The sequence below is a fragment of the Desulfonatronospira sp. MSAO_Bac3 genome (assembly GCF_003838035.1).
Classification (GTDB): domain Bacteria; phylum Desulfobacterota; class Desulfovibrionia; order Desulfovibrionales; family Desulfonatronovibrionaceae; genus Desulfonatronospira; species Desulfonatronospira thiodismutans.
In genome coordinates, this window is sequence record NZ_QYZY01000225.1 from 1 (window position 1) to 11177 (window position 11177).

Below are 11177 nucleotides of genomic sequence, written 5' to 3' on the forward strand. Positions count from 1 at the left end.
CTGGTATAAAAACACACAGAAAACCAGAAGAAGTATCAGGGCCCCGAGAAAGCCCCATTCCTCGCTGAAAACCGAAAAAGCAAAATCTGTGTGTTTTTCAGGCAGAAACCTCAGCTGACTCTGGGTACCCTCCATGAAACCCTTGCCCCAGAAACCGCCTGAGCCAACAGCTATCTGGGACTGAATGACATGATAGCCCGAGCCCAGAGGATCCTGGGCGGGATTCAAAAAACTGAGCAGTCTGGTTTTCTGGTAATCGTGCAGCATGAACCAGAACAGGGGGGCGATCATGGGCAGGAGCACCAGAAGAGCCTTGACCAGCTTCCTGTCTATGCCCTGATAAACAACAATGCCGGCCAGAAGGAAAAGTATGACCAGGGCCGAGCCCAGGTCCGGCTGCCTGGCCACCATTATTACCGGTATGATGATAATGATAAGTACCTTGAGCAGATCCTTGAGTTGTAGGGGATGTTCATCCCTGGACAGGATATGGGCAGTGAGGATCAGGGCACCGAGTTTCACCAGTTCACTGGGCTGAAAGCTGACAAAGCCCAGGTGCAGCCACCTCTGGGCACCGTAAATGGAGACCCCCCAGAAAAAAACACAGGCCAGCAGAATCAATGATACTGCGTAAATATACCAGGACATGACCTTGAGGTGCCTGTAGTCGAAGGACATGACCACAAGCATGGCCAGAAAGCCCGCCCCTCCCCATACAAGCTGTCTGCTGTAGAAATTGTTCAGGGTTGTTCCCTCGCCCATTCTGAAGGCGCTGGCGGAATAGAGATTGAGAACCCCGGCGGCGAAAAGCAAAGCCACCATAGCCAGTATATACCAGTTTATATGCAGAACCAGCTGTCTGTCGATCATGGAAGGTCCTCTTGTGCTGCCTTCTCGGAACTGAAGAGATAGTCATAGATGGACTTGACCACCGGGCCGGCTGCACCGGAACCGGATCCGCCGTGCTCAACCAGGGTGGCCACTGCGTAATTCTCATCTCCCTTTCTGGCAGTACTGATCATCCAGCCGTGATGCCTGAACCAGTAGTCAACCGCCTCGAGTTCGTCATCTTCATGTTCAGGCATCAGCCTGACCACCTGAGCCGTACCGGTCTTGCCCCCCACCTCCACATCCCTGGTCCGGAGCCGTCTGGCTGTACCGCGTTCCTTTTCCACGGTATCCACCATGGCCTGGTAAATAAAATCCAGAGTTTCTTCCTGCCACGGCAAGGGTTGGGGGTCCAGCTTCTTTTCCTCCAGTAGAAGGCTTGGCCTGTAAAGCGTACCTCCATTGGTTAGTGCCGCGGTAAAAACCGCCATCTGAAGTGGAGTGGTCTGCACAAAACCCTGCCCAATGACCATGTTCAGATTGTCCCCGCCTCTCCAGGCCTCGCCTACATTTCTGAGCTTCCAGTCCCTGTCCGGTATGATACCGGCCCTTTCGTGGGGAAGATTGATCCCGGTGGGCTTTCCCAGCCCGCTTTTTTTTGCAAAGGGGCTCATCTTGTCCACACCCAGCTTGCGGGCCAGTTTGTAAAAATAAGTATCGCAGGACTGGACTAAGGCCTTGCTCATATCCACATCTCCATGATGATGCCAGCACCTGAAAACCCGGTTACCCAGCCTGTAACGGGCCCTGCAGAAAATCTCCTCTTCCGGATCAAACCCCTCTTCCAGGCCCAGGGCGGCCATGACAGGCTTGAATACGGAACCCGGGGGATAAGCGTTCTGGATGGTCCTGTTGCGCAGGGGCCTGTGCGGATCTTCGATAAGATCCCTCCAGTCAGCATGGGATATGCCGAAAACGAACTTGTTGTTGTCATAACCCGGGGTGCTTACCAGGGCCCTGACCTGCCCGGTATCGGCATCAAGGACCACCACAGCTCCGCTCTTACCCTGCATCTGGGAATAAATGTGCTTTTGCAGGTCAAGATCTATGCTCAATTGCACGTTCTGACCTGATTCCGGGTATTGAAGCACCTGTTCCCGCAGGACCCTGCCCGCAGCATCCACCTCCTGCTGCTTGAGCCCTTTGGTCCCCCGCAGAGTCTGCTCCATGGTCAGTTCAAGGCCGTGCTTGCCCACATTGTCCCCCAGTCGCAGACCGGGGTCCCTTTTGAGCTCCTCCTCGCTGGCCTGGGCCACGTAACCCAGCACATGGGACAGAACTTCACCCTGCGGGTATTTCCTCCTGGGCTGCACCATGATTTTCACCCCCGGCCAGTAAGGCACCTCGGTCTCCACCCTGGTCAAAAGCTCATAGGAAAGGTTGGATACCAGGACCTGCTTTTCAAAAGACCTGACCATGTCCCTGCCCCTTTCAAACTCGGCCCTGATCTGCTCCAGAGGGATGTTGGTCCACCTGCTTATCTGCTTCAGAGTCCGGTCTATGTCCGGTGTGTCCTCCCGGACCAGGGCCAGGCTGTATGAAGGCTCGTTCACCGCCAGCAGTCTGCCATCGCGGTCCTGAAAAAGCCCCCTGGGGGCATAGACCAGCTGCCTGCGCTGCACATTGTCCTGGGCCTTTTCAAAAAAGTAGTCCGCCTTGTAAACCTGCAGGTACCACAAACGCACCGCAAAAACACAGAACAGAGCGACCACCAGGAACAGAAGAAAATTGTATCCCAGCTTTTCACGCAGCAGGCTTTTTTCTTCGAACAAGCTCATGCATTATGTACTTATTAAAAAGATTATATATTAACATCCAGAGGATAAAATGCACAGCGAACTGAACAAGTACTGACTCCGCATCCATGTGCACCGGCTGACCAAGATCCTGCATGCCGGCCATGACTAAGACAAGGCCTTTTTTAAAAACAGCAAGAAACAGGAATAAAAAAGCCATGAACAAAACATTTCTGGCCTCAAAAAACATGCTGGCCAGAGAATACGTCATGATCAGACCTGCATAATAAAGGATTACGGTCCCGAAGGCCAGGTTACCGGTCCCTTCCAGCAGGAGCATCCATAAGCACCCCAGCCAGAAGGCTGTATTTATAAATCCGAACTGCAGAAGCACCACCAGTCCAGGAGAGAAGAAGTCCGTGCCGGGCAGGAAAAACTGCCCCCAGATCCCGACGATGGTGAAAAAAATCCAGAATGCTGTATGTTTGAACAGAAAAGTTCCCCTGCTTCAAAAACCCTTGTTAAAAATCATATCCGCCCCGCTCGTCCAGCAGCATATCCTCCCCTGAAAAGTCCCGGATAATACCGTCGAAATCCAGGTAATCAGTCCTTAACTTGGTTATATTGTCCAGAACCATGACCTCTTCCCTGTCCATCGCCGACACCAGCTTTTCAGCCTCCACCAGCTGAAACAGGCGGATTTCGGAACGCTCCACCCTGCTCACCCTGGCCACCGGCAGGCCCTTGGGGTAAATACCGGCTGTACCGGAAGTTACTAAGTACTCCCCCTCCTGCAGCGGAGCATTCAAATGCACATACTGAACCGCCAGAGGCTTGTTCTGGCCCTGTCCGGCGATTATGCCCGGGGTCCTGGACCTTGAGCTGACCACAGGTATGCGGCTGTTGGGGTCTGAAAGCAGCAGCACGGTTGAAAAGTTGAGACCGGTTTTATAGGTCCTTCCAAGAACACCTTCCGGAGCCACCACAGGCATGTTGGAGCTTATCCCCTGCAGCCGTCCCTTGTCCACGATAATGGATTCCAGAACACCCAAGGGGCCGTAATTGTGGGCCACGACCCGCAGCCCGCTGCTGCTCCAGCCCGGTGGTGAAGTAAACTCCAGAAGGTCTTCAAGCCTCTCGGCGAAAGCAGCCTTTTCAGACTTGGCAGCCAGCTCCAGCTTGAGACTGTCCAGTTCACGGCGAAGCTCCCTGTTCTCCTGGTGCACGTCCACCAGATATACATAGCGCTCCCAGAAATCCTGGGCCATGGAATGGACCCGGACTCCGGGTTTGAGCACCCAGCCCACGAATTCCAGGCCTGTATAGGCCCCCAGGCGATCCAGGACTTCAGTGCGGGCATTCCAGGTATAAAGACCCAGGTACAGTGCAACACAGACAAAGAACAGGCCGATAATTTTTTTGGCAGTAATTTCCAGGCTAATCTATGGTAACCTCCTTGAGTACATCAAGATTATCCAGAACTTTGCCGGATCCAACAGCCACTGTGGACAGTGGATCTTCTATCACCGTAATGGGCAGGGATGTCTCATCCATGAGCAGCCTGTCCAGGCCCTTGAGCAGGGCCCCGCCCCCGGTAAGGACTATGCCGCGGTCCACGATATCCGAGGCCAGTTCCGGCGGTGTCTGTTCCAGGGCGATTCTTACCGCCTGGACAATGCTTTCCACCTGTTCCGAGATGGCCTTGCGCACCTCTTCGGAGGTTATGGTGATATTCTGGGGTATCCCCGAAACCAGGTCCCGGCCCTTGACCACCATCTGCTGTTCGTCATCCAGGGGATAGGCCGAGGCTATTGTGTTTTTTATGATTTCCGCGTTGCTCTCTCCGATGAGCATATTGTACTTGCGCTTGACGTGATGCTTGATGGAGTCGTCCATTTTGTCGCCGCCCACCCGGACAGACCTGCTGTAGACTATTCCGGACAGGGAGATCACCGCAACCTCGGTGGTGCCTCCGCCGATATCCACAACCATGTTGGAAGTGGGCTCGGTTATGGGCAGGTTGGCCCCGATGGCTGCAGCCATGGGCTCCTCAATGAGATAGACTTCCCTGGCTCCGGCACTCTGCGCGGATTCCTTGACCGCCCTTTTTTCCACCTGAGTGATGCCCGTTGGCACGCAGATGATTATACGCGGTCTCACCAGTCGCCTGCTGTTGTGCACCTTGGTTATAAAATGCCTGAGCATGGCTTCCGTGACTTCAAAGTCGGCTATTACTCCGTCCTTCATGGGACGGATGGCTGTAATGTTGCCCGGAGTACGCCCGAGCATCTTCTTGGCTTCTTCCCCCACGGCCAGCACCTTGTTGTTGCCCCGCAAGTCTCTTTTGACCGCTACCACAGATGGTTCCCGCAGGACAATACCCTTGCCCTTTACATACACGCAGGTGTTGGCGGTCCCCAGGTCGATGGCCAGGTCGTTGGACACAGCTCCGAACAGTCGGTCCAGAATTCTCGTCATTACTTTTCTCCGCTCGAGTATTTGCCCGGTGCCGATAATTGAACAGGCATCCGGGAATTAAGGTTGATGGCAAGGCCAGAGTCAGGTGCGGATCCAGCCCCTGAATTGACCCGGGGCTTGAATATGCTTAATGTAGGGTTTATGCGTACAGCACTGCGACGCCCGGATAAAGAGCGGGTCTTTCCCCGGTAGGCCGTCTGTCTGTATAATTAATGACCCAATCTAAAAATATTATCAGAAGTAGAACCAACAGGCAATACGGCAGGGCTGCGTTTTTTATATGGATATCTACAATACTCTATCCAGCCACTGGAGAAAAAAGTTCAACACCCGGGTTCAAAAAATCCCCCTGGATGCTGGTTTTGACTGCCCCAACAGGGACGGCAACATTTCCAGAGAAGGCTGTATATTCTGCAATCCGGCAGGATCCGGAACCGGACTATACTCGTCCGGCATGAGCCTTGAGCAGCAGTACCACTACTGGCGCTCAAAATATCTCTCCAGGCATCCGGAGGCTTTATTTGCTGCTTACCTGCAATCTTTCAGCAACACCTACGGACCTGCCTGCAGATTAAAAAGCTGCCTCAAAGAGCTTGCCTGCCTCCCGGGCCTGGAAGTTCTGTGCACAGGCACCAGGCCGGACTGCCTGGATCAGGAAAAGATGCGTATCCTGGCCGGATTCCAGGCAAAAGAGACCTGGCTGGAAATGGGTCTTCAAAGCTCCAACCCTGAGACCCTAAAGCGCATAAACCGGGGACACACGCCTGATGACTTTGCCCATGCCTGCCGCATGGCCCACAAAGAGGGCCTGAAAGTTTGCGCTCATGTCATAGCAGGTCTGCCCGGGGAAAACCTGGAAGATTTCCTGGAGACTGTAGACTTTATAAACCTGCTTCCGGTCCAGGGGATCAAAGTGCATAACATCTACGTCTGCAAAAACACCCCCCTGGCCGGATGGTGGAGTCAGGGGCTTTTCACTCCCCTGTCCCGGGAAGAGTACGTAAACTGGGCCGTGGCGGCACTATCCAGACTGAGACCGGACATTGTGGTGCACCGGCTTACCGGGGATCCTTCCGGGGACGAGCTTCTGGCCCCGGAATGGTCCCGGGACAAAACCATTACCATAAACAGCATCAAAAAATCCATGCAAAGCCGGGACCTGAAGCAGGGAGCAGATTGCCGGCTGAGTGCAGATGTGTCTTCTGCAGACGCCTTGAGCACCTGCGCATCCCGGCAGGAATAACCGGCAGGTATAGATGGATATGCGTGTAAGACTTACTCTTGCCTACGACGGCACCGGATATAACGGCTGGCAGATCCAGAAAGACGGCCTTACCATCCAGGGGGAGGTGGAAAAGGCCCTGTCCCGCATCTGCTCCGCAAGTATACGATTGCACGGTTCCGGACGCACCGATGCCGGAGTGCATGCCCTGGGGCAGGTCGCCCACTTCGATCCACCGCAGGGACTTCTCAATGTTCCCTGGGACAGAGCCTTGAATGCCCTTTTACCCCCAGACATTCGCGTACTTGACTTTGCCCGGACAGACAGGGAGTTCCACGCCCGTTTTTCGGCCCGGGCCAAAAAATATTCCTACACTCTGTGGACTGAAAAAGCCTTTTTTTATCCTCAACGCAGAAATTTTGTATGGAACACAGGCCCCCTCGACCTGGCAGCAATACAGGATGGCGCTCAATGTTTGCTTGGAAGCCATGACTTCAGCTCCTTTATGAACAAAGGCACAGAAATCAGGGACACCGTCAGGACTGTGCTGGACATTTGCATGGTGCCCGGGTTGACTTCCCGGGAAACAGTGATTTTCATTGAGGCCGGTGGCTTTTTGAAACAGATGGCCAGAAATATAGTTTCAGCCCTGGTCCATATCGGCCGCAAAAAAATATCCTGCAGGGACCTGGAGTATGTCCTGAAAAGCCGGGACCGGAGCCTGGCCCCTGCAACCGCCCCGGCCCGGGGGCTTTGTCTGGAGCATGTTACATATTGATTCCAGTCATGCTTTGTGGTATTAGTTCTCACAATCGGCAAACCTCCGGATTATTGACTTTTAAACAAAAAACATTACGCTAAATCGTTATGAGTAAAGAACTTACAGGGACTCTGCCCAGCCCGGGGACAGTGTCTGAGGAAGAAATAAAGGAACCGCAGCGCTATAAGGTTCTGCTGCACAATGACGATTATACCACCATGGAATTCGTAGTTCATGTGCTGCAGAAAGTCTTTCACAAGACGGAATCCGAAGCAATGCATATAATGCTGAGTGTACACAAGAACGGCACAGGTGTATGCGGTATCTATACCGGGGAGGTCGCAGAAACCAAGGTGGCCATGGTCACCAGCATGGCCAGGAAAAAAGGTTACCCCCTTAAATGCACAATGGAAGAGGTTTAAATGCTAAGTAAAGAATTGGAAAGAATAATCGCCAGGGCCATACGGGAAGTCAAGGTCCGCCACCACGAGTACCTGACTCTGGAACATATACTCTACGCCTATCTCATGGATGACAAGGGCAAAGAGGTCCTTTCGGACTGTGGCGCAGACCTGTTTAAGCTCAAAAATCAGCTGGAAAGGTTTTTCACCGATCATATGGAGGTAATGCCTCCAAGCGGCGACCGCGAAGTGGTCCAGACCATCGGGGTGCAGAGGGTCATGCACAAGGCCCTGTCCCAGATACAGTCCTCGGGCAAGAATATGATCCAGGCCGGGGACCTGCTGGCGGCAATGTTTGAAGAAGAAGAGGCCTTTGCTGTCTACTATCTGCAGTCCCAGGGCTTGAGCCGCCTGGATATTCTGGAGTACATCTCCCACGGCATGGAAAAGGACCGTCCGGGATCGGCCTGTTCCGGATGCAAGCCCAAGGAAAAAAACGAAAAAAGCGCTCTGGCCCAGTACACCCAGGACCTGGTGGAAAAGGCCGGCAAAAAGCTCATCGACCCTCTTGTGGGCAGAGAGGAAGAGCTCAAAAGGGTCATCCAGGTGCTTTTGCGGCGCAGGAAAAACAACCCCATATTTGTCGGCGATGCAGGGGTGGGCAAAACAGCCATGGCCGAAGGACTGGCCCTGCAGATATCACAGAAAAAAGTTCCCGAACCTTTTTTCGATACCAGGATTTTCGCCCTGGACATGGGCGCGCTTCTGGCCGGAACCAAGTTCAGGGGAGACTTTGAAAACAGGCTCAAGGGAGTAATCAAGGAAATAAAAGAGATCCCCGGGGCCATACTTTTCATCGACGAGATTCATACAATAGTCGGGGCCGGGGCCACCAGCGGTGGCTCCATGGACGCCTCCAACATCCTCAAGCCTGTGCTTGCCTCGGGTGAAATCCGCTGTATCGGCTCCACCACCTATGAAGAATTCAAGAACCATTTTGAAAAAGACAAGGCCCTGTCCCGCAGATTTCAGAAGATAGAACTGCCCGAACCAAGCACCAGCGAAAGCCTGGAAATACTCAAGGGGCTGCAGCCCTACTACGAGGAATTCCACCACGTGAAATATATGCCTTCGGCCATCAAGGCGGCAGTGGATCTTTCTGCACGCTACATCAACGACCGCTATCTTCCGGATAAGGCCATTGATGTCCTGGACGAGGCAGGGTCCATCTTTGTCCTCTCCGGATCCGGCAAGACCAAGAAGCAGATTTCACCCAAGGATATTGAACAGGTGGTCTCCAGAATGGCCAAGATCCCCTCCAGGCAGATTTCCTCTTCTGACAAGGAAAAACTTTTCAGCCTGGACCAGCACCTGCAGGACGCCATCTTCGGCCAGGACAAGGCCATACAGGCCCTGACCAGGGCTGTAAAACGCTCTCGGGCGGGCCTTCGCGAGGAAAACAAAACCATTGGCAACTTCCTGCTCATAGGCCCCACCGGAGTGGGCAAGACCGAGCTTTCCAGGCAGATGGCCCAGGTCATGGGCGTGAGCTTCATCCGTTTCGACATGAGCGAATACATGGAAAAACACGCCGTGGCCAGACTCATCGGAGCTCCTCCAGGATACGTGGGCTTTGACCAGGGCGGCCTGCTAACGGAATCAATCCGCAAGAATCCTTACAGCATTCTTCTTCTGGACGAGATCGAAAAGGCTCACCCGGACATGTTCAACATCCTGCTGCAGATAATGGATTACGCCACCCTCACCGACAACAGCGGACGAAAGGCCGACTTTCGCCATGTGACCCTTCTTATGACCTCCAATGCCGGGGCCAGGGAAATGAGTTCCCCCAGCATCGGCTTCGGGCAGGAGAATCAGGAGGACCTTACCGCCAAGGGGGTCAAGGCTGTGGAAAACATGTTCAGCCCTGAATTCCGCAACCGCCTTGATGCAATAATCCCCTTCAACGCTCTGAGCAAGGAAGTGATGCAGCAGGTTGTGGACAAAAGCATCCGGGAGCTCAATCAGCAGCTCAAGGGCAAGAAGGTCCAGGTCCAGCTGTCTGCGCCGGCCAGGGAATGGCTGGCTGAAAAAGGCTATGATCCCACTTTCGGGGCCAGGCCCCTGGCCAGGCTGATTCAGGAGCAGATCAAGGATCCCCTGGCGGAAAAGCTTTTGTTCGGGCAGAATAACAAAAAGTCCGTGGTCAAGGTGGAGCACGACAAAAAAAATGACCAGTTAAAGTTTAAGTGACCATTACCTTCCTCTCCAGGAACCTTGAATTCCCGCACCCCGGTCAGGCCGGCCCAGACGGGCTGCTGGCCGTGGGCGGGGATCTCACGCCTGAGCGCCTTATCGCGGCTTACAGCCGGGGTATTTTCCCCTGGTACGGCCCGGGCTCTCCCATTTTGTGGTGGTCTCCTGACCCCAGGCTTGTTCTCTTTCCCGGCAGCCTGCACATACCAAGAAGCCTGCGCCGGGTGCTCAACTCCGGAAAATTCACCATAACCGCGGACCAGGCCTTTGAAAAAGTGATAGAATACTGTGCCGGAATCAAAAGAGCCGGTGGTCACGGTACCTGGCTGGTGCCGGAGATGATCAGCGCCTATATCCGCCTGCACCACATGGGCATTGCCCATTCAGTGGAAGCCTGGCATAGAGGACAGCTGGCCGGAGGAATTTACGGCCTGGCCCTGGGCAGCATTTTTTTCGGGGAATCCATGTTCTACAGGGTGCCGGATGCATCCAAGACAGCACTGGTATACCTCTGCAGAATCATGCAGAATAAAGGATACCTGCTCATGGATTGCCAGCAGACAACAAGGCACATGCTTCGTTTCGGGGCACAGGAGGTATCCAGGGCCTTTTTTCTGGAAGAACTGGGAAAGGGGAAAAACCAAACCCGGGACAGGACCGAAAAGTGGGACTTTTCGTGTAACCCCTCAGGGTTCTTCATCCCGGAGAATGGGAGGGTGGGCGCTTAGGTCGTAAAATCCGTGCACTGCAAAATCCAGGGAATAATTGGGAACCTTATCCAGACGGATACGCCCCATGTTTTCATCTTCTGGCATGTCGGCCAGGGGAACAACTCCCGACGGAACAGGAAAAGGCAGGGCAGCACTGTTTATGACTGTAAGGCGTCCGGCATACCTGTTCTGCAGGTACTGAACCAGATGGTCGCGCTCCCTGCGGGTAAAGGCTTCCATAATGGCCCGGACTGCATCCTTTTCACCGTCCTCCATCTCCTGCAGGGATTTGCCCAGTATTTTGGTCCAGTCATAAGACTGCAGTTCCTCAGGGTCCCAGTGGCCGCGAAAGAGGTGAACCTCCACGTTTTTACGGCCCTTGAAGGATTTGATGCTCATATTGACCACATAGGCCCGTTCAAGGGGCAGTTCCTGTTCCGGGGCGACAATATTTAATTCCATAGGTTCTCCATTGTCCTTACAAGGGCAATCTAAGGCGGAAGCCGGTACCGGCTTCCGCCTTTAAAAAAATATTTCAGATTTTAGCATCCAATAAACATGTTCTGCCCAATACATCTGTAACTGTAACAAACTAAGGCGGGCTTTGCCCGCAACCCAATAAAGAAAAGAGCTATTTGACAGGATTAACAGGATTAAGAGATGGATAAAGAAAAAAATCATTTTGTCCTGGCCGGAAGCCAGGCCAAAAGGTTATCACTCCAGCAC

Annotated in this window: 11 protein-coding genes; 5 read left to right on the top strand and 6 right to left on the bottom strand. The window is 53.6% G+C overall.

All coding sequences use genetic code 11. From position 1 onward, the window contains the following. The 5 genes from D5S03_RS07640 to D5S03_RS07660 all read right to left on the bottom strand — a co-directional run. The coding region (locus D5S03_RS07640) for an FtsW/RodA/SpoVE family cell cycle protein (protein ID WP_287043323.1) at positions 1-870 on the bottom strand (870 nt) is incomplete at its 3' end. Beyond that, positions 867-2666, bottom strand: coding sequence for a penicillin-binding protein 2 (gene mrdA, locus D5S03_RS07645; RefSeq protein WP_008870952.1), 1800 nt, complete (start codon positions 2664-2666; stop codon positions 867-869). The genes mrdA and D5S03_RS07640, both read right to left, overlap by 4 nt. Then, positions 2632-2964, bottom strand: a complete 333-nt coding sequence (locus tag D5S03_RS07650; protein WP_144311541.1) for a hypothetical protein — start codon at positions 2962-2964, stop codon at positions 2632-2634. Before D5S03_RS07650 ends, mrdA begins: the two co-directional genes overlap by 35 nt. A 181-nt stretch (positions 2965-3145) precedes the next feature. Continuing rightward, positions 3146-3922: a rod shape-determining protein MreC gene (gene mreC / locus D5S03_RS07655; protein WP_144311542.1), complete on the bottom strand. Its 777-nt coding sequence runs from the start codon at positions 3920-3922 to the stop codon at positions 3146-3148. Between the two features lie 139 nt (positions 3923-4061). Next, positions 4062-5102, bottom strand: a complete 1041-nt coding sequence (locus D5S03_RS07660) for a rod shape-determining protein (RefSeq protein WP_008870955.1) — start codon at positions 5100-5102, stop codon at positions 4062-4064. A gap of 280 nt (positions 5103-5382) precedes the next feature. Between D5S03_RS07660 and mnmL the strand changes: the two genes are divergently transcribed. From mnmL to aat, 5 genes are all read left to right on the top strand, one after another. Then, positions 5383-6345 carry a tRNA modification radical SAM protein MnmL/YtqA gene (gene mnmL / locus D5S03_RS07665; protein ID WP_287043326.1) on the top strand — a complete coding sequence of 321 codons (963 nt, stop codon included), beginning with the start codon at positions 5383-5385 and terminating at the stop codon, positions 6343-6345. Positions 6346-6358: 13 nt separating this feature from the next. After that, positions 6359-7102, top strand: coding sequence for a tRNA pseudouridine(38-40) synthase TruA (gene truA / locus D5S03_RS07670; protein WP_287043327.1), 744 nt, complete (start codon positions 6359-6361; stop codon positions 7100-7102). A gap of 89 nt (positions 7103-7191) precedes the next feature. Then, entirely contained in the window at positions 7192-7506 is a 315-nt protein-coding gene (gene clpS, locus D5S03_RS07675; protein ID WP_008870958.1) for an ATP-dependent Clp protease adapter ClpS, read from the top strand. Further along, positions 7507-9738, top strand: coding sequence for an ATP-dependent Clp protease ATP-binding subunit ClpA (gene clpA / locus D5S03_RS07680; protein ID WP_287043329.1), 2232 nt, complete (start codon positions 7507-7509; stop codon positions 9736-9738). Further along, entirely contained in the window at positions 9735-10469 is a 735-nt protein-coding gene (gene aat, locus D5S03_RS07685; RefSeq protein WP_008870960.1) for a leucyl/phenylalanyl-tRNA--protein transferase, read from the top strand. Before clpA ends, aat begins: the two co-directional genes overlap by 4 nt. On the opposite strand, the gene D5S03_RS07690 is transcribed toward aat, so the two are convergent. Then, entirely contained in the window at positions 10428-10913 is a 486-nt protein-coding gene (locus D5S03_RS07690) for a hypothetical protein (protein ID WP_008870961.1), read from the bottom strand. The two genes, aat and D5S03_RS07690, sit on opposite strands and share 42 nt — an antisense overlap. Between the last annotated feature and the right edge of the window lie 264 nt (positions 10914-11177).

Coding starts and splice junctions, on each gene's coding strand:
- mrdA (WP_008870952.1), bottom strand. CDS start 2,666: ATGAGCTTGTTCGAAGAAAAAAGCCTGCTGCGTGAAAAGCTGGGATAC.
- D5S03_RS07650 (WP_144311541.1), bottom strand. CDS start 2,964: ATGCTCCTGCTGGAAGGGACCGGTAACCTGGCCTTCGGGACCGTAATC.
- D5S03_RS07660 (WP_008870955.1), bottom strand. CDS start 5,102: ATGACGAGAATTCTGGACCGACTGTTCGGAGCTGTGTCCAACGACCTG.
- mnmL (WP_287043326.1), top strand. CDS start 5,383: ATGGATATCTACAATACTCTATCCAGCCACTGGAGAAAAAAGTTCAAC.
- truA (WP_287043327.1), top strand. CDS start 6,359: ATGGATATGCGTGTAAGACTTACTCTTGCCTACGACGGCACCGGATAT.
- clpS (WP_008870958.1), top strand. CDS start 7,192: ATGAGTAAAGAACTTACAGGGACTCTGCCCAGCCCGGGGACAGTGTCT.
- clpA (WP_287043329.1), top strand. CDS start 7,507: ATGCTAAGTAAAGAATTGGAAAGAATAATCGCCAGGGCCATACGGGAA.
- D5S03_RS07690 (WP_008870961.1), bottom strand. CDS start 10,913: ATGGAATTAAATATTGTCGCCCCGGAACAGGAACTGCCCCTTGAACGG.